General features: G+C 70.9%; 20 protein-coding genes and 1 tRNA gene. 6 read left to right on the top strand and 15 right to left on the bottom strand.

All coding sequences use genetic code 11. From position 1 onward, the window contains the following. Positions 1-8: 8 nt before the first annotated feature. On the top strand, positions 9-1163 hold the full coding sequence (gene galK / locus ACZ4MF_RS07880) for a galactokinase (RefSeq protein WP_467491557.1): 1155 nt from the start codon (positions 9-11) through the stop codon (positions 1161-1163). Between the two features lie 33 nt (positions 1164-1196). Here galK and ACZ4MF_RS07875 read toward each other — a convergent pair whose 3' ends face one another. The 4 genes from ACZ4MF_RS07875 to ACZ4MF_RS07860 are packed head-to-tail and all read right to left on the bottom strand — an operon-like array spanning position 1197 to position 2274. Next, the gene (locus ACZ4MF_RS07875; protein WP_467490845.1) at positions 1197-1340 is read right to left on the bottom strand and encodes a hypothetical protein; all 144 of its coding nucleotides are present in this window, start codon (positions 1338-1340) and stop codon (positions 1197-1199) included. Then, a complete protein-coding gene (locus ACZ4MF_RS07870) occupies positions 1337-1510 on the bottom strand; it encodes a hypothetical protein (protein ID WP_467490843.1) in 174 nt (57 codons plus the stop codon). Before ACZ4MF_RS07870 ends, ACZ4MF_RS07875 begins: the two co-directional genes overlap by 4 nt. Then, positions 1507-1797 (bottom strand): hypothetical protein, encoded by a 291-nt coding sequence (locus tag ACZ4MF_RS07865; RefSeq protein WP_467490841.1) that lies wholly within the window; start codon positions 1795-1797, stop codon positions 1507-1509. The genes ACZ4MF_RS07870 and ACZ4MF_RS07865 overlap by 4 nt, the downstream gene beginning before the upstream one ends. A 30-nt stretch (positions 1798-1827) precedes the next feature. Then, on the bottom strand, positions 1828-2274 hold the full coding sequence (locus ACZ4MF_RS07860; protein WP_356027117.1) for a GNAT family N-acetyltransferase: 447 nt from the start codon (positions 2272-2274) through the stop codon (positions 1828-1830). Between the two features lie 319 nt (positions 2275-2593). On the opposite strand from ACZ4MF_RS07860, the gene ACZ4MF_RS07855 reads away from it, so the two are divergent. Then, positions 2594-3361, top strand: coding sequence for a response regulator transcription factor (locus ACZ4MF_RS07855; RefSeq protein ID WP_356027120.1), 768 nt, complete (start codon positions 2594-2596; stop codon positions 3359-3361). Here the strand turns inward: ACZ4MF_RS07855 and ACZ4MF_RS07850 are convergent. Further along, a complete protein-coding gene (locus ACZ4MF_RS07850) occupies positions 3320-3817 on the bottom strand; it encodes a MarR family winged helix-turn-helix transcriptional regulator (RefSeq protein WP_356027122.1) in 498 nt (165 codons plus the stop codon). The genes ACZ4MF_RS07855 and ACZ4MF_RS07850 overlap by 42 nt on opposite strands. Before the next feature lie 88 nt (positions 3818-3905). On the opposite strand from ACZ4MF_RS07850, the gene ACZ4MF_RS07845 reads away from it, so the two are divergent. Continuing rightward, on the top strand, positions 3906-4730 hold the full coding sequence (locus ACZ4MF_RS07845; protein WP_467490838.1) for a trans-aconitate 2-methyltransferase: 825 nt from the start codon (positions 3906-3908) through the stop codon (positions 4728-4730). A 2-nt stretch (positions 4731-4732) separates the two neighbouring features. Further along, a complete protein-coding gene (locus ACZ4MF_RS07840) occupies positions 4733-5116 on the top strand; it encodes a VOC family protein (RefSeq protein WP_467490836.1) in 384 nt (127 codons plus the stop codon). A 10-nt stretch (positions 5117-5126) separates the two neighbouring features. On the opposite strand, the gene ACZ4MF_RS07835 is transcribed toward ACZ4MF_RS07840, so the two are convergent. Together ACZ4MF_RS07835 and ACZ4MF_RS07830 are read right to left on the bottom strand one after the other, a co-directional pair. Further along, positions 5127-5804 carry a TetR/AcrR family transcriptional regulator gene (locus ACZ4MF_RS07835; RefSeq protein WP_071379360.1) on the bottom strand — a complete coding sequence of 226 codons (678 nt, stop codon included), beginning with the start codon at positions 5802-5804 and terminating at the stop codon, positions 5127-5129. Further along, positions 5801-6808, bottom strand: a complete 1008-nt coding sequence (locus ACZ4MF_RS07830) for an acyl-CoA desaturase (protein ID WP_467490833.1) — start codon at positions 6806-6808, stop codon at positions 5801-5803. The genes ACZ4MF_RS07835 and ACZ4MF_RS07830 overlap by 4 nt, the downstream gene beginning before the upstream one ends. A 298-nt stretch (positions 6809-7106) precedes the next feature. On the opposite strand from ACZ4MF_RS07830, the gene ppc reads away from it, so the two are divergent. Further along, positions 7107-9851: a phosphoenolpyruvate carboxylase gene (gene ppc, locus ACZ4MF_RS07825; protein ID WP_467490831.1), complete on the top strand. Its 2745-nt coding sequence runs from the start codon at positions 7107-7109 to the stop codon at positions 9849-9851. Between the two features lie 78 nt (positions 9852-9929). Here ppc and ACZ4MF_RS07820 read toward each other — a convergent pair whose 3' ends face one another. The 7 genes from ACZ4MF_RS07820 to ACZ4MF_RS07790 form a co-directional block, all read right to left on the bottom strand. Then, positions 9930-10436, bottom strand: a complete 507-nt coding sequence (locus ACZ4MF_RS07820) for a hypothetical protein (protein WP_467490829.1) — start codon at positions 10434-10436, stop codon at positions 9930-9932. 52 nt (positions 10437-10488) lie between these two features. Next, the gene (gene pth, locus ACZ4MF_RS07815; protein WP_467490828.1) at positions 10489-11091 is read right to left on the bottom strand and encodes an aminoacyl-tRNA hydrolase; all 603 of its coding nucleotides are present in this window, start codon (positions 11089-11091) and stop codon (positions 10489-10491) included. 75 nt (positions 11092-11166) lie between these two features. After that, positions 11167-11760, bottom strand: coding sequence for a 50S ribosomal protein L25/general stress protein Ctc (locus ACZ4MF_RS07810; RefSeq protein WP_467490826.1), 594 nt, complete (start codon positions 11758-11760; stop codon positions 11167-11169). 173 nt (positions 11761-11933) lie between these two features. Further along, on the bottom strand, positions 11934-12914 hold the full coding sequence (locus ACZ4MF_RS07805; protein WP_467490824.1) for a ribose-phosphate diphosphokinase: 981 nt from the start codon (positions 12912-12914) through the stop codon (positions 11934-11936). Between the two features lie 154 nt (positions 12915-13068). Then, the gene (gene glmU / locus ACZ4MF_RS07800) at positions 13069-14517 is read right to left on the bottom strand and encodes a bifunctional UDP-N-acetylglucosamine diphosphorylase/glucosamine-1-phosphate N-acetyltransferase GlmU (RefSeq protein ID WP_467490822.1); all 1449 of its coding nucleotides are present in this window, start codon (positions 14515-14517) and stop codon (positions 13069-13071) included. A 122-nt stretch (positions 14518-14639) separates the two neighbouring features. Beyond that, positions 14640-14711: transfer RNA gene (locus ACZ4MF_RS07795), tRNA-Gln, on the bottom strand. 22 nt (positions 14712-14733) lie between these two features. Then, on the bottom strand, positions 14734-15600 hold the full coding sequence (locus ACZ4MF_RS07790) for a hypothetical protein (RefSeq protein WP_467490820.1): 867 nt from the start codon (positions 15598-15600) through the stop codon (positions 14734-14736). 166 nt (positions 15601-15766) lie between these two features. On the opposite strand from ACZ4MF_RS07790, the gene ACZ4MF_RS07785 reads away from it, so the two are divergent. Beyond that, positions 15767-17083, top strand: coding sequence for a sensor histidine kinase (locus ACZ4MF_RS07785; protein WP_467490818.1), 1317 nt, complete (start codon positions 15767-15769; stop codon positions 17081-17083). Between the two features lie 30 nt (positions 17084-17113). Here the strand turns inward: ACZ4MF_RS07785 and ACZ4MF_RS07780 are convergent, their stop codons facing one another. Further along, the gene (locus ACZ4MF_RS07780) at positions 17114-17650 is read right to left on the bottom strand and encodes an SUKH-3 domain-containing protein (RefSeq protein WP_467490816.1); all 537 of its coding nucleotides are present in this window, start codon (positions 17648-17650) and stop codon (positions 17114-17116) included. Between the last annotated feature and the right edge of the window lie 10 nt (positions 17651-17660).

The following is a 17660-nucleotide window of genomic DNA, read 5'->3' as shown; positions in this document are numbered from 1 at the left end:
TGGCACCAGTGGGGGCACAGCAGGTCGCGGAGCGCTTCACCGAGCTGTACGGCGCCGGGCCGCAGGGGGTGTGGGCGGCGCCGGGCCGGGTCAACCTGATCGGCGAGCACACCGACTACAACGACGGCTTCGTCATGCCGTTCGCGCTGCCGCACCGGGCGGCGGCGGCGGTCTCGCGCCGGGACGACGGGATCCTGCGCCTGCACTCGGCGGACATCGGGGGCGACGCGGTGGAGCTGCGCCTGGACGCCCTCGCCCCCGGGAGCGACGCGAACTGGACGGCGTACCCGGCGGGTGTGGTCTGGGCGCTGCGCGAGGCGGGCCACGGGATCACGGGCGCGGACGTCCACCTGTCCTCGACGGTCCCGACGGGCGCGGGCCTGTCCTCCTCGGCGGCGCTGGAGGTGGTGATCGCCCTGGCCCTGAACGACCTCTACGGCCTGGGCCTCAAGCGCTGGCAGCTGGCCCGCCTGTGCCAGCGCGCCGAGAACGTCTACGTCGGCGCGCCGACCGGCATCATGGACCAGACGGCCTCGGCCTGCTGCGAGGCGGGCCACGCGCTCTTCCTCGACACCCGCGACCTGTCCCAGCAGCAGATCCCCTTCGACCTCGCGGCCGAGGGGCTGCGCCTGCTGGTCGTCGACACCCAGGTCAAGCACGCGCACAGCGGCGGCGAGTACGGCAAGCGCCGGGCCGGCTGCGAGAAGGGCGCGGCCCTGCTCGGCGTCGACGCCCTGCGGGACATCCCGTACGCGGACCTGGACGCGGCGCTGGAGCGGCTGGGCGACGAGGAGGAGGTGCGCCGTCTAGTCCGCCACGTGGTGACGGAGGACCAGCGGGTCGAGCGGGTCGTCGGCCTGCTCCGCGCCGGTGAGACCCGCGCGATCGGCCCCGTCCTCACCGAGGGCCACGCCTCGCTGCGCGACGACTTCCGCATCTCCTGCCCGGAGCTGGACCTGGTCGTCGACACGGCTCTCGCGGCCGGCTCCCTGGGCGCCCGTATGACGGGCGGCGGGTTCGGCGGCTCGGCCATCGTCCTGGCCGACGCCACCGAGGTGGACACCCTGACCAAGGCGATCGAAGAGGCCTTCGCCAAGGCCGGCTTCACGACCCCCCGGGTCTTCGAGGCGGTGCCGTCGGCGGGGGCGGGGCGGGTGGTCTGAGTTCCGCAGCCCCGGGGTGCGAGGGCGCCGGTGTCAGAGGCCGGCGTCGCCGCCCGCGAAGCGGACCGGTGAGACGAGGGCGATACGGATCAGTCCGGGCTCGGGTGGCGGGGCGTCGTAGACGTAGGTGACCGTGAGCGCCGGGCGGGTGTCCGTGGCCTCGATGCGTGTCGTCACAGCTTCATGTCGCCGACCGCGCTGCGGGCCTGCCGGCCGAGGGCCGGGCTCTTCTCCAGTTCGGCGCGGCGGGTCTCCACGGCTTCGCGGGCCCCGTGGCCGATGGCCCGACGGCGCGCGAGGGCCTCGTGCGTGATCTCGGCGACGACCGGCTGCCGGTTCCCGGTCAACGGCCGGAGCCCCGGGTGGCCCGGATCTCGGCGACGGCCGCGGCCACGGCGTGATCGAAACCGGGATCCTGCCGGGCGGCGATCCGGCCCCGGAACTCCTCCACCAGACGGACGACGCCGCTGAGATCGGCCGGGTCGGCGTGGTTGATCTCGCGCGGCAGCTCGGCCTCGAAGTCGTCGGCGTCGCCGGGGAAGCCGTGGCCCAGAGTGCGGGCCGCCCGGAGTTCACCGATGGTGCGCATGGCAGGGAGACGGGACGAGCCGGGGGCTGCCGGGTCTGCGGTCATGACGGTCAGGCTCCCTTCATGGTGAGGGTTTCACCGCACCGGTAGCCGCTTCGTCAGCGTGTACTCCGTGATCCCCGGCGGATAGTCCGGGATCACGCAGACCACCTCGTAGCCCTGTTTCTGGTAGAAGCGCGGGGCCTGGAAGTCCCAGGTCTCCAGGCGGGACGCCGTGCAGGACCGGGTGGTGGCGATGTGCTCGGCCCGCGACAGGAGGCGGGAGCCGAGCCCCGCGCCGCGGTGGACCGCGTCGACCCACAGATAGGTGACGTGCAGCCAGGTCGCCCAGGTGTGGCCGACCAGGCCGCCGGCCAGGCCACCGGTCTCGTCCAACGCCCAGACGTGGAGGGGGACTTCGCGCGCGCCGGGGGTACCGCGCAGTGCGGCCAGCACCGGGGACGCCGCCGTGTTGGTGTCCCGCAGCCGGGAGTGGAGCAGATCGCGTCGGGCTTTGTCGACTTCCGCCTCAATACGAAACATGCGGCACACGATAAACGCGCCGGACGGCCAGTTCTGTAAATCTCCTTCCGCTGCGTGCTCGCATCCGTACTCTGAGGAGCAGCACCGGTGGGGGCCGGTGCTGATCAGGGGGCGAGACATGCGGGTACGGCGCCCGCGGTGGGGGTAGCAGTCTCCGCGACGGCGGCGGCCGTGCGGGGGCGTCCCTTTCCGCGGGTGTCGTGCTCCGTGAGTGTCGTGCCCGACGTGGGTCGGCGTTCGCCGGACTTCGGCCGGTCGGCCGGGTTTTCCAAACCTTGGGTATCCCCTGCTCCGCGCGGAGCCTGGGGAAGGGGGTTTCGTGGTTCGCATCCGAGTCCTGGTCGTGGACGACCACCGCATCTTCGCCGAGTCGCTCGCCGCCGCCCTGGCCGCCGAGCCCGACGTCGAGGTCTCCGCCGCCGGCAGCGGTCCCGCCGCGCTGCGCTGCCTGGAGCGGGCGGCGAACGACGGGCGCCGCTTCGACGTCCTGCTCGTCGACGCCGATCTCGGCGGCAACGTGCCCGGCAGCCGCCCGGCCGTGCCCGTGCAGGAGGGCAACGCGGAGGGGCTCGTCGACGGGATCTCGCTCGTGACCGGGGTCCGGGCCGCTCAGCCGGCCGTGCGCATCGTCGTGCTGGCCGAGAAGGACGATCCCCGGCGGGCGGCGCTCGCCCTCCAGGCCGGGGCCTCGGGCTGGGTCGCCAAGGACTGCTCGCTGTCCCGGCTGCTCACGGTGATCCGGGGCGTGCTGCGCGACGAGACCCATCTGCCGCCCGCCCTGCTCACCGGCGTCCTGCGCGAACTCACCGCCGCCCGCCGGCACCGTACCGAGAGCGAGCGGCTCGTGGAGTCCCTCACCCCGCGCGAGCGGGAGGTGCTGCGCTGCATGGTCGCCGGGCTGGGCCGCAAGGCCGTCGCCGAGCGGCTGTTCCTCTCCCCGCACACCGTGCGCACCCACATGCAGAACGTCCTCGGCAAGCTCGGGGTCCACTCCACGCTGGCCGCCGTGGCGCTCGCCCGGCGCGCGGGCGTCGGTCCGGCCGACCTAACCGGGGATGTTGTCGAACGGGGCGGTCAACTGGCGTAGCAGCCCGGCCAGTTCGGCGCGCTGGGCGCGGGACAGCTCGGCGAGGATCGCCCGCTCCTGCTCCAGCAGGCCCGCGAGCGCCTGGTCGGCGCGGTCCCGGCCGGTCCCGGTCAGCCGGACCAGCACACCCCGCCGGTCGCTCGGATCGGGAAGCCGCTCCACCAGGCCCTTCTGGGCCAGCCGGTCGATCCGGTTGGTCATGGTGCCCGAGGTGACCAGGGTCTGCGTCAGCAGCTGCCCGGGCGAGAGCTGATACGGCGATCCCGCGCGGCGCAGCGCGGTCAGCACGTCGAACTCCCAGGGCTCCAGCTGGTGCTCGGAAAAGGCGAGCCGGCGTGCGCGGTCCAGGTGCCGGGCCAGTCTGCTCACCCGGCTGAGCACTTCCAGCGGCTCCACGTCGAGGTCCGGGCGCTCCCGGCGCCACGCTGCGACCAGCCGATCGACCTCGTCCTCCATGCGATCAGTGTAGTGGTTGTGTCGACATGAAGTCTCTTGACCTCAAGTCTCTTGACATCAAGATAATGGGGAGGGGAGAGTGATGGGCATGACGAACCCCACCTGGGACCCCGGTCAGTACCTGCGCCACGCCGACCATCGGGCCCGCCCCTTCGCAGACCTCCTCGCCCGCGTCCCCGCCCTCCCCACGCAGCCGCCCGCAGGGCACCCGCGCATCGCCGACCTCGGCTGCGGCCCCGGCAACGTCACCGTCCGGCTCACCGAGCGCTGGCCGGGCGCGCACGTCACCGGGTACGACAACTCGTCCGAGATGCTCGACGCCGCCCACACCGGCCACGCGGGCCCCACAGCCGGGGGAGGCCTGCTGGACTTCGCCGCCGCCGACGCGCGCACCTGGACGCCCGCGGAGCCGTGCGACCTGATCGTCTCCAACGCCACGCTCCAGTGGGTGCCGGGTCACGCCGACCGGTTCGCCGACTGGATCGGCGCCCTGAAGCCCGGCGGCACCTTCGCCTTCCAGGTGCCCGACAACATCGACGCCCCGCTGCACGCCCTGATGCGCGACCTCGCCGCCACGCCCCGCTGGAAGACGCGCCTCGGCGAGGTCCTGCGCCGCACCGACTCCGTGCACACCCCCGGCGCCTACCTCGACCGGCTCGCCCGCCTCGGCTGCGCCACCGACGTGTGGCAGACGACGTACCACCACGTCCTGCACGGCGAGGACGCCGTCCTGGACTGGGTGAAGGGCACCGGACTGCGGCCCGCGCTGACCGTGCTCGCCGACGACCCCGAGGCACGCGACGCGTTCCTCACCGAGTACCGGGACCTGCTGCGCGCGGCCTACCCGAGCGCGCCGTACGGCACGGTCATGCCGTTCCGCCGGCTGTTCGCCGTCGCCGTCAAGGAGGCCTGAGCATGCTCGTCGCGGTCGATCACGTGCAGCTCGCGGCCCCGCCCGGGTCGGAGGACGCGCTGCGGGCGTACTACGTCGGCGTCCTCGGCATGACGGAGATCCCCAAGCCGCCCGTGCTGGCGGCACGCGGGGGCTGCTGGTTCGAGGCGGGCTACGTCCAGCTGCACATCGGCATGGAGGAAGCTCCCGCCGGAGGCGGAGAATGTCACTGGCGGGCGGCGAAGAAGGCGCACCCGGGGCTCAGGGTCACGCGGATCGAGGAGTACGCGGCCCGCCTCGAATCGCTCGGCGCCCCGGTGACCTGGGACGACAACCTCCCCGGCCATCTGCGCTTCTACTCGCAGGACCCGGTGGGCAACCGGCTGGAGTTCCTCCAGCCCCGGTGACCGCCCGGGACTACGCCTTGCGGTGCCCTATCAGCCGCGGCTTCTGCTCCAGTCCGTCCAGCCCGTGCCAGGCGAGGTTCACCAGATGGGCCGCGACCTCCGCCTTCTTCGGGCGGCGCACGTCCAGCCACCACTGGCCGGTCAGCGCGACCATGCCGACCAGCGCCTGGGCGTAGAGGGGAGCGAGCTTGGGGTCGAAGCCCCGGCTCTTGAACTCGCGGCCCAGGATGTCCTCCACCTGGGTGGCGATGTCGGAGATCAACGAGGCGAAGGAGCCCGTCGACTGCGGGATGGGGGAGTCGCGGACCAGGATGCGGAAGCCGTCCGTGTACTCCTCGATGTAGTCCAGGAGGGCGAAGGCGGCCTGCTCGCACAGTTCGCGCGGGTGCCCGGCGGTCAGCGAGCCGGTCACCATGTCCAGCAGGCGGCGCATCTCGCGGTCCACCACCACCGCGTACAGCCCCTCCTTGCCGCCGAAGTGCTCGTACACCACCGGCTTGGACACCCCGGCCTTCGCCGCGATCTCCTCCACCGACGTGCCCTCGAAGCCCTTCGCCGCGAAGAGGGTGCGACCGATCTCCAGCAACTGCTGGCGGCGCTCGGCGCCGGTCATACGGGTCCGGCGGGTCCGCCGCGGTTTGTCGGTGCTGGAGGTGCTGCTGGAGTCGGTCGCCACGGCCTCCATCATGCCGCCTCGGCGCTCACCTTCCGGCGCCGGGAGCCGTCATCACCGGTGTTACGGCGCGAATCGATACGTGAGCGTGACGGCCAGCGCACGTCGTACGCCCAGCCGAGCAGCTCGAAGATCCGGATGAAGCGGGCCGAGGAGTCGACCTGGCCGCGCATCACCCCGTGCCGCGCCGAGGTCGGGTCGGCGTGGTGCAGGTTGTGCCACGACTCCCCGCAGGACAGCACCGCCAGCCACCACACGTTGCCCGAACGGTCCCGCGACCTGAACGGCCGCTTGCCCACCGCGTGGCAGATCGAGTTGATCGACCAGGTCACATGGTGGAGCAGCGCCACCCGGACGAGTGAACCCCAGAAGAACGCGGTGAACGCGCCCCACCAGGACATCGTCGCCAGACCGCCGACCAGCGGGGGCAGCGCCAGCGACACGGCCGTCCACATCACGAACTGCCGGGAGATCGCCCGGATCGCCGGGTCCTTGACCAGGTCCGGCGCGTACTTTTCCTGCGGGGTCTGCTCCTCGTCGAACATCCAGCCGATGTGGGCCCACCACAGGCCCTTCATCAGCGCCGGCACGGTCTCCCCGAACCGCCACGGCGAGTGCGGGTCACCCTCGGCGTCGGAGAACTTGTGATGCCGGCGGTGATCGGCCACCCAGCGCACCAGGGGGCCCTCGACGGCCAGCGACCCCATGATCGCCAGCGCGATCCTGAGCGGCCGCCTCGCCTTGAACGAACCATGCGTGAAGTACCGGTGGAAACCGATCGTGATGCCGTGGCACCCCAGGAAGTAGAAGAAGACCAGCAGGCCCAGGTCGAGCCAGCTCACCCCCCAGCCCCAGGCCAGCGGCACGGCCGCCACCAGTGCCAGGAACGGCACGATGATGAACAGGAGCAGCGTGATCTGCTCGATCGAACGCTTCTGCTCGCCGCCCAGCGTGGCGGAGGGGGCGGAGGTGTCGGTGGCCTTACGGGCTTCGTCGATCACATCGGAACTGGAGGTCATGCGCGTCCCCTGGCGGGTCGAGGGTCGGGGCGGACACCGGGCGGCCGGAACCGGACGGGAGTCGACGATATTCCCTACGGTTCCGTAACCTACGGCGTCGTAAGTATGGCAGCGTGTCACACGGCGGCAAGAGCCCCACAGCCTGCGCGCCCGTATGGACACCTATCCTTGGTCTCGGTCGGACAGCGCGGTCCGCTGAAGTTTCCTTCCCGGACGCTCCAGCCCGTATGCGGCTCCCCGCCGTGTGGCAGACCGCCGGGTTCCCTCCAGACGTTCCACACTGCAAGGAGCCGCACCTGTGAGCAGTGCCGACGACCAGACCACCACGACCGGCAGCGAGCTGCGCGCCGACATCCGCCGCCTGGGTGATCTCCTGGGCGAGACCCTCGTACGGCAGGAGGGCCCGGAACTGCTCGACCTGGTCGAGAAGGTCCGCCGCCTCACCCGCGAGGACGGCGAGGCCGCCGCCGAGCTGCTGCGCGGCACCGAGCTGCAGACCGCGGCCAAGCTGGTCCGCGCCTTCTCCACCTACTTCCACCTCGCCAACGTCACCGAGCAGGTGCACCGCGGCCGCGAGCTGCGCGCCCGCCGCGCCGCCGAGGGCGGCCTGCTCGCCCGCACCGCCGACCGGCTCAAGGATGCCGACCCCGAGCACCTGAGGCAGACCGTCCAGCACCTCAACGTGCGCCCGGTCTTCACCGCGCACCCCACCGAGGCCGCCCGCCGGTCCGTCCTCAACAAGCTCCGGCGCATCGCCGCCCTCCTGGACGCCCCCGTCCTGGACTCCGACCGCCGCCGCCACGACGTCCGCCTCGCCGAGAACATCGACCTGGTGTGGCAGACCGACGAGCTGCGCGTCGTACGGCCGGAACCGGCGGACGAGGCCCGCAACGCCATCTACTACCTCGACGAACTGCACGCCGGGGCCGTGGGCGACGTCCTGGAGGACCTCACCGCCGAGCTGGAGCGGGTCGGCGTGAAGCTGCCCGACGACACCCGCCCCCTCACCTTCGGCACCTGGATCGGCGGCGACCGCGACGGCAACCCCAACGTCACCCCCCAGGTCACCTGGGACGTCCTCATCCTCCAGCACGAGCACGGCATCAACGACGCCCTGGAGACCATCGACGAGCTGCGCGGCCTGCTCTCCAACTCCATCCGCTACGCCGGCGCGACCGAGGAACTGCTGACCTCCCTCCAGACCGACCTGGACAAGCTGCCCGAGATCAGCCCCCGCTACAAGCGCCTCAACGCCGAGGAGCCCTACCGGCTCAAGGCCACCTGCATCCGGCAGAAGCTGGAGAACACCAAGCAGCGCCTCGCCAAGGGCACCCCGCACGAGGACGGCCGCGACTACCTCGGCACCGGCGAGCTGCTGAGCGACCTGCGGCTCGTCCAGACCTCGCTGCGCGAGCACCGCGGCGGCCTCTTCGCCGACGGCCGCCTCGGCCGCGTCATCCGCACCCTGGCCGCCTTCGGCCTCCAGCTCGCCACCATGGACGTCCGCGAACACGCCGACGCCCACCACCACGCCCTCGGCCAGCTCTTCGACCGGCTCGGCGAGGAGTCCTGGCGCTACGCCGACATGCCCCGCGAGTACCGCGCCAAGCTCCTCGCCAAGGAGCTCAGGTCGAGGAGGCCGCTCGCGCCCACCCCGGCACCCGTCGACGCGGCCGGCGCCAAGACGCTCGGCGTCTTCGAGACCGTCAAGAAGGCCCTGGCGGTCTTCGGCCCCGAGGTCATCGAGTCGTACATCATCTCCATGTGCCAGGGCGCCGACGACGTCTTCGCCGCCGCCGTCCTCGCCCGCGAGGCCGGCCTGATCGACCTGCACGCCGGCTGGGCCAAGATCGGCATCGTCCCGCTCCTGGAGACCACCGACGAACTGCGCGCCGCCGACACCATCCTGGAGGACATGCTCTCCGACCCGTCCTACCGGCGCCTGGTCGCGCTGCGCGGCGACGTCCAGGAGGTCATGCTCGGCTACTCCGACTCCTCCAAGTTCGGCGGCATCACCACCAGCCAGTGGGAGATCCACCGCGCCCAGCGCCGACTGCGCGACGTCGCCCACCGCTACGGCGTACGGCTGCGCCTCTTCCACGGCCGCGGCGGCACCGTCGGCCGCGGCGGCGGCCCCTCCCACGACGCGATCCTCGCCCAGCCCTGGGGCACCCTGGAAGGCGAGATCAAGGTCACCGAGCAGGGCGAGGTCATCTCCGACAAGTACCTGATCCCCTCCCTCGCCCGGGAGAACCTGGAACTGACCGTCGCCGCCACCCTCCAGGCCTCCGCCCTGCACACGGCACCCCGCCAGTCCGACGAGGCCCTCGCCCGCTGGGACGCCGCCATGGACGTCGTCTCGGACGCCGCCCACAGCGCCTACCGCAGGCTCGTCGAGGACCCGGACCTCCCCGCGTACTTCTTCGCCTCCACCCCCGTCGACCAGCTCGCCGACCTCCACCTCGGCTCGCGCCCCTCGCGCCGGCCCGACTCCGGCGCCGGACTCGACGGCCTGCGCGCCATCCCGTGGGTGTTCGGCTGGACCCAGTCCCGCCAGATCGTCCCCGGCTGGTTCGGCGTCGGCTCCGGCCTGAAGGCCCTGCGCGAGGCGGGCCTGCGGCAGGAAGGGGACACCGTGCTCGACGAGATGCACCAGCAGTGGCACTTCTTCCAGAACTTCATCTCCAACGTCGAGATGACCCTCGCGAAGACCGACCTGCGCATCGCCCAGCACTACGTCGACACCCTCGTCCCCGACGACCTCAAGCACGTCTTCGACACCATCAAGGCCGAACACGAGCTGACCGTCCGCGAGGTCCTGCGCGTGACGGGCGAGCGCGAACTGCTCGACGCCCAGCCCGCGTTGCGTCAGACCTTCACCATCCGCGACGCCTACCTGGACCCGATCTCCTACCTCCAGGTCGCCCTGCTCAAGCGCCAGCGCGACGCGGCCGCCGCCGGCGCCGAGGCCGACCCGACGCTCTCCCGCGCCCTGCTCCTCACCGTCAACGGCGTGGCGGCCGGCCTGCGCAACACCGGCTGACCCGGCCCCGACACAGACGGTGCCCCCGAGGCCGTACGACCCCGGGGGCACCCTCTTTTCCGCAGCCTCTTCCCCAGCTCACTGGATCGCCACGAACGCCGCCGTCAACAGCCCCGCACCGGACAGCCCCAGCACCCAGGCCACCCGCGTCAGCCGCATCCCGCCCGCGACCACCACCGAGGCCAGCAACAGCGCCCCGCCCAGCGGCACCCACGCGTACAGGATCCCCGCCGGCCCCGAGCGCACCGCGTCCGCCGTACCCGGCTTCAAAACCACGTCGTACGTCCGCCCCACACGCACCGCCACCGACTCCGGCAGCTCCACACGCGCGCGTACCCGCGACCCCGACGTCGTCGGCGTGAACGGGCCGGCACACGTGTTTTTGACGCAGGAGGTCACCCGGACCGTGCCCGCCTCCCGCCCCTTGGCCAGCATCACGTGCTGCGCGGTCCCCCACGAACCCCACACCCCGGCGAACAGGATCAGCGCGGCGACCGCGCCCATCGCCACGACCCGCCCGAGGCGCAACGCGGACACGGACACCTGGCGGGCGGTGGCGGCTGTGGCAGGCATGGCCGGGATCATTGGCCATACCCACGCGGCGGGTCAACTCGCGTGTCCGCCGTAGAAGTACATGTCAGGAGTTGTACGCGCTCTGCGCCCGCTCCAGCCCCTCCGCCAGCAGGCACTCCACCGCGTCCGCCGCACGGTCCACGAAGTAGTCCAGCTCCTTGCGCTCCGCCGACGAGAAGTCCTTCAGCACGAAGTCCGCCACCTGCATCCGCCCCGGCGGCCGCCCGATCCCGAACCGCACCCGGTGGTAGTCCGCGCCCATCGCCTTCGTCATCGACTTCAGACCGTTGTGCCCGTTGTCCCCGCCGCCCAGCTTCAGCCGCAGCACGCCGTAATCGATGTCCAGCTCGTCATGGACCGCGACGACGTTCGCCACCGGCACCTTGTAGAAGTCCCTCAGCGCGTTCACCGGACCACCGGACAGGTTCATGTACGACGTCGGCTTCGCCAGCACCACCCGGCGGCTCGCCGGCCCCGCCGGCCCGATCCGCCCCTCCAGCACCTGCGCCTGCGCCTTGCCCGCCCGCTTGAACTTCCCCCCGATCCGCTCCGCGAGCAGGTCCACCACCATGAAACCGACGTTGTGCCGGTTCATGGCGTACTCCGGCCCGGGATTGCCGAGCCCGACGATCAGCCAGGGGTCACTGGCGGCGGTGGTCACGTCCATGTCTCCTTGATACGCGCCAGCCGCCGCCCCCGGACAAGGGAGCGGCGGCTGAACAGTTGACGACGCCTACGGCGCTCAGGCCTCGGCGACCTCTTCGCCCTCGGCGGCCTCGCCCTCGGTCTCCTCGGCCTGCGCGGCCAGGACCTGCAGCACGACCGCGTCCCCCTCGACGGCCAGCGTGGTGCCCTTCGGCAGCGAGATGTCCTTGGCGAGGACGGAGGCACCGGCCTCCAGACCCTGCACGGACACCGTCACGGCCTCCGGGATGTGCGTGGCCTCGGCCTCGACCGGCAGCGCCGACAGGACGTGCTCCAGTAGGTTGCCCCCCGGGGCCAGCTCGCCCTCGGTGTGCACCGGGATCTCGACGGTGACCTTCTCGCCACGCTTGACCAGCAGCAGGTCGACGTGCTCCAGGAAACCCTTGATCGCGTCACGCTGGACGGCCTTCGGGATCGCCAGCTCGTTGGCCTTGCCGTCGATGTCCAGGGAGATCAGGACGTTCGGCGTACGCAGCGCCATCTGAAGTTCGTGGCCCGGCAGGGTCAGGTGGACCGGGTCGGTGCCGTGGCCGTACAGGACAACCGGAACCTTGTTCTCGCGGCGGATGCGACGGGCCGCACCCTTGCCGAACTCGGTACGGGTCTCGGCGGCGAGCTTCACCTCGGACATGCTGATCACTCCTCGTAGAGGTAGGAACGGACGGGGTCACCCGGCCACGAACGGCCTGCTACGAAGAGCGCGTCGATAACGGAGCGCCGTACATACGCGTACGGCCTCCCTCGCCGAGCAACCTCAGCAGTCTACTCGGCGGGCAGGCCGTACCCAAAAGGATCTTCAGCGACTCACTGCTCGTCGAACAGGCTCGTCACCGAACCGTCCTCGAAGACCTCACGCACCGCGCTCGCGATCGTCGGAGCGATCGACAGCACCCTGATCTTGTCCAGGTCCGCCGCCAGCTCACCCGGAGTCGGCAGCGTGTTCGTGAACACGAACTCACTCACCCGCGAGTTCTTCAGCCGGTCCGCGGCCGGACCGGAGAGCACACCGTGCGTCGCCGTGACGATGACGTCCTCGGCGCCGTGCGCGAACAGCGCGTCGGCGGCCGCACAGATCGTGCCACCCGTGTCGATCATGTCGTCCACCAGGACACACACACGGCCCTTGACCTCACCCACGACCTCGTGGACGGTCACCTGGTTCGCCACGTCCTTGTCACGCCGCTTGTGCACGATCGCCAGCGGCGCACCCAGCCGGTCGCACCAGCGGTCCGCGACCCGCACCCGACCCGCGTCCGGCGACACGACCGTCAGCTTGTCCCGGTCCACCTTGTCGCCCACGTAGTCGGCGAGCAGCGGCAGCGCGAACAGATGGTCGACCGGGCCGTCGAAGAAGCCCTGAATCTGGTCCGTGTGCAGATCCACCGTCAGGATCCGGTCCGCACCCGCCGTCTTCATCAGGTCGGCGATCAGACGCGCCGAAATCGGTTCACGACCCCGGTGCTTCTTGTCCTGCCGCGCGTAACCATAGAAAGGCACGATCACCGTGATGGAACGGGCCGACGCACGCTTCAGCGCGTCCAGCATGATCAACTGCTCCATGATCCACTGGTTGATCGGAGCCGTGTGGCTCTGGATCACGAAGCAGTCCGCACCACGCGCCGACTCCTGGTACCGGACGTAGATCTCGCCGTTCGCGAAGTCGAAGGCCTTGGTCGGGACGACCCCGATACCCAGCTGGTGGGCGATCTCCTCGGCAAGCTCGGGGTGGGCGCGGCCGGAGAAGAACATCATCTTCTTCTCGCCGGTCGTCTTGATCCCGGTCACAGCACTGTCTCCTCAGAGGTTGTCTCATCCAGCCGGCTGCTCGTACGGCCTCCCGTCTGGGCATGAAAGGCCGAACCAGCTGGTAGGGGTGCGGATGCACGCGTGCGGATGTGCACTTATCACGGTACGCCGTGTTTGGCGCACACGTTTCCGGTCAGTCCTCGCTCTCGCCCTGCCGGGACGCCACCTCGGCCGCCTTCGCCGCCGCGCTCCCCGGACGCTTCCGGGCCACCCAACCCTCGATATTCCGCTGCTGACCACGGGCCACGGCCAGCGAACCGGGCGGCACATCCTTCGTGATCACGGACCCGGCGGCGGTGTAAGCGCCGTCCCCGACCGTGACAGGAGCCACAAACATGTTGTCCGAACCCGTCCGGCAATGCGACCCGACGGTGGTGTGATGCTTGTCCTGGCCGTCGTAGTTCACGAACACGCTCGCCGCGCCGATGTTCGTGTACTCACCGATCGTCGCGTCACCGACGTAGGAGAGATGGGGCACCTTCGTCCCCTCCCCGATCGAGGCGTTCTTCGTCTCGACGTACGTCCCGATCTTGCCCTTGGCGCCCAGCCTCGTCCCCGGCCGCAGATACGCGTACGGCCCCACCGTCGCGTTCGGACCGATATGGGCCGAGTCGGACACGGTGTTGTCCACCCGCGCGCCCGCACCCACCTCGGTGTCCTTCAGCCGGCTGTTCGGCCCGACCTCCGCACCCTCGGCCAGGTGCGTGGCACCGGTCAGCTGCGTCCCCGGGTGCACGACCGCGTCCCGCTCGAAGGTCACGGTCACGTCGACCCAGGTCGTGGCCGGGTCGACGACGGTGACCCCGTCGAGCATCGCCGCCGTCAGCAGCCGGTCGTTGAGGATCCGGCGCGCCTCGGCGAGCTGCACCCGGTTGTTGATCCCGGCGATCTCGCGGTGATCGCCCGCCACCGACGCCCCGACCCGGTGCCCGGCCTCCCGCAGGATCCCGAGCACATCGGTCAGGTACTCCTCGCCCTGGCTGTTGTCCGTCCGCACCTTCTTGAGCGCGTCCGCCAGCAGCTGCCCGTCGAACGCGAACACCCCGCTGTTGATCTCCCGGACCGCCCGCTGGGCCTCGGTCGCGTCCTTGTGCTCGACGATCGCGGTGACCGCGCCGGTCGCCTCGTCGCGCACGATCCGCCCGTACCCCGTCGCGTCCGGCACCTCGGCCGTCAGCACGGTCACGGCGTTGCCGTCGGCGGCGTGCGTGGCGGCGAGCTGCTTCAGGGTGTCGCCGGTGAGCAGGGGCGTGTCCCCGCAGACGACCACGACGGTCCCCTCCACGGTGCCGCCCAGCTCCTCCAGACCCATCCGCACGGCGTGCCCGGTGCCGTTCTGCTCCGCCTGCACGGCGGTCCTGGTGCCGGGGTCGATCTCGGCGAGGTGCGCGGCGACCTGCTCACGGGCGTGACCGACGACCACGACGAGGTGCTGCGGGTCCAACTCACGGGCGGCGGCCAGCACATGGCCCACGAGGGAGCGGCCGCAGATCTGGTGCAGGACCTTCGGTGTGGCCGACTTCATACGGGTGCCCTCACCCGCTGCGAGAACGACGACGGCGGCCGGGCGAATGGCGCTCACGGGGTTGCCCTTCGGCTCTGGATGGGTGGGGATACAGCCGCAGGATACCGGGGCGTTTCTTGGGGGACATGAGAGCGGGCCCTGACGGTGGTGACACCGGTCAGGACCCGAACCGAACAAGGCTCCCCCGCCAGGACTCGAACCCGGACAGATGGCACCAAAAGCCACAGTGCTGCCAATTACACCACGGGGGAACATCTCGACCAAACCGGACATTTAGTCAGGCTGTCGAGCGGCGCCTCCTACTATGCCGTACCAGGCGCCCTCCATGCGACGGTACAAGTCGGCGCTCTTGAGTACGTAGATGACCAAGCAGCCGTGATAGGCGTCCGCGGTGTTCCTCCGGTTCGTGCGGGGGTTGTGCTTCTTGAGGGTGCTCGACTGGAACGTTGAGCGGTCCACCCCGACCAGGCCGGCCCAGAAGGCCTCGGCTGCCACGACGTCCGCAGATTCGTGAATGCTGACACGGAATCGCATACGGTCGCGTTCTACTCCTAGCGACGTGAGCCAGGCGAGGTAGAAGCGGATCACGTTGGGGTCGCTGTTGATGAATTGCAAGTTCTCACGCCGTTGGTCGCTGTAGGCCTTGTCCTTGGCTCCCTCGGCCCAATAGAGGACGACGCCCGCCAGGAACAGCTCGCGTTCCGAGAGGTCGCCGACCGCCAGCCTGGCCGTTTCCTTGGTCTGTTGCCGCTCCTCGTCCCGGATGCGCAGCTTCTCCTCCCAGCCCCTGCGCGCGATGGCCGCTGCCTCGTCGGTGCTGCGCTTGCGCTCTGGCCTCGGCAGGTCCCGCACCCACAGCGAGATCGAACTCTTCGAGCACCCCAGCTCGACCTGGATCTGGTCGTACGTCCAGCCCTGGAGTCGTAGCTCCCTCGCCCTGTCCCGCAGGTCGTCCTTCGCGTTCGGGCGCTTGGTCCAGTCCGGTGGGGGCTCGCCCTCCAGGAGGCGGTTGAGGATGTCGTTGTTGTCGACGTGCAGGCGGTCGCGGATCTGTCGTCGGCTGAGCCCCGCCCGTCGCAGGGCCACCGCCCGCTCCCGTAAGGCCTCGAAGTCGGCGTATTTGCCGTGTGCATGTGTCATGCGCGTACCGTCCTGGCGGAATGATCCGTTCCGGACGTGAACGAGTGTGGTTCACCAGTTCGAGGGATATCCGATCGTTTCGAGGTCGCTCGGTCACGGAGTGTGGTGTGCTGCGGTAGGCGAAAGTCGCCGGAAATGGCGGACCGGTCGCCCGTAGGCTGGATGCATGACCACGACGGGGGAAGAGCACACCGGGGGCCCGACCGGCCCCTGGTGGTGGGCCAGGTGGCGCAGTGCGGTGCTCGACGGGAGTCTGGCGCTGGTGTCGGCTCTGGAGTGCGGTGCCGAGGGGGTGCCGTTCGCGCGGGACGCGGGGATTCCGGTGTTCCTGGGGGTTCTGTTCGGGGTGATCGCCGGGTCCGTGCTGTTGGTGCGGCGGAAGTGGCCGATCGCCGTCGTGCTGGTCGCCATCGCGATCACGCCGGCCGAGATGGGCTTCCTGATGGGCATCGTCGGCCTGTACACGCTGGCGTCGTGCGAGCTGCCGCGGCGGGTGATCGGCGCGCTGGCGGGGATGTCGTTGCTGGGCACGATGATCGTGACGTTCGTGCGGGTGCGGCAGAGCATGGCGCGCGGGGATCTGACGCTGGGTGACTGGTTCGTGCCGTTCGCGGCGGTGACGACGTCGTTGGGGCTGACGGCTCCGCCGTTGCTGTTCGGGCTGTACGTGGGTGCGCGGCGGCGGTTGATGGAGAGCCTGCGGGAGCGGGCGGACTCGCTGGAGCGGGAGCTCCAGTTGCTCGCGGAGCGGGCGGAGGAGCGGGCCGAGTGGGCGCGGGGTGAGGAGCGGACGCGGATCGCGCGGGAGATGCACGACGTCGTGGCGCACCGGGTGAGCCTGATGGTGGTGCATGCGGCGGCGTTGCAGGCGGTGGCGCGGAAGGATCCGGAGAAGGCGGTGCGCAATGCCGCTCTGGTGGGGGACATGGGGCGGCAGGCGCTGACCGAGTTGCGGGAGATGCTCGGGGTGCTGCGGGCCGGTGAGGACGTGGTGGGCCGGCGGGGTGCGGGGGTGCCGTTGGCGGCGGTGCGGGAGGCGGCTGCTGCGGCGGCTTCCCGGGCGGTGGACGAGGCGGTGTCCGGGGAAGGGCCGTGTCTGTCGGAGCTGGACGAGTTGATCGGTCAGTCGGCGGCGGCAGGGATGGTCGTGGAGCTGTCGGTGATGGGGGAGGCGCGGTCGTATGCGGCGCAGGTGGAGCAGACGGCGTACCGGGTGGTGCAGGAGGCGTTGACGAACGTTCACAAGCACGCGGCGGGTGCGAAGACGCATGTGCGGCTGGCGCACCGGGTGTCGGAGATCGCGATGCAGGTGGAGAACGAGGCGCCGCCGGAGCCGGGTTCCGCGTCCGCGGCCGGGCTGCCGTCGGGTGGGAACGGTCTGGTGGGGATGCGGGAGCGGGTCGCGGCGCTGGGCGGTGTGTTCGTGTCGGGGCCGACGGACGCGGGGGGCTTTCGGGTGTCGGCGGTGATTCCGGCGGTGTAGCCCCGTGGCGTCCGTGCGGTGGGCCGGTGGTCAGCCGGCGGTGAGGCGTACGGGTTCGATGCCGGTGATGAGGGTGGCGAGGGCGTGGTCGATGTCGGGGCCGACGTACCAGTCGCCGGTGTGGTCGAGGGTGTAGACGCGGCCTTCGGCGTCGATCGCGAGTGCCGCGGTGGTGTCGGTCTCCTGGCCGAGGGGGCACAGTTCGGTGCCGAGGGCGAGGCCGAGGTCGCCGAGGGTGCGGGCGAGGTGGCGGCCGTGGAGCGGGTCGAGGTGGAGGGTGGCGGGTGCGATCTGGCGGCCGGGTCCGCCGGGGGTGATGCGGAGTCCGCCGAATTCGGCCCAGGCCTCGACGGCGGCGGGGAAGACGGTGTGCCGGTGGCCGGCGGGTGAGGTGTGCTCGCGCAGGGTGTCGGCCCAGAACTCGGCTTGTTTTATGTCCCAGCGTCCCGGTTGCCAGCCGGCGGAGCGCAGGGCGGCGTCGACGGGGACGGCGAAGCGTGGTGCGGTTGCCCCGTGCTCGGTGGTGGGGCGGGGGAGCTTGGGGGTGGTGGCGTGGTCGGGGTGCATCTGCCCTTCG

Source organism: Streptomyces sp. NPDC025793 (assembly GCF_055558375.1).
This window is presented reverse-complemented; position numbering and strand designations above follow the sequence as displayed.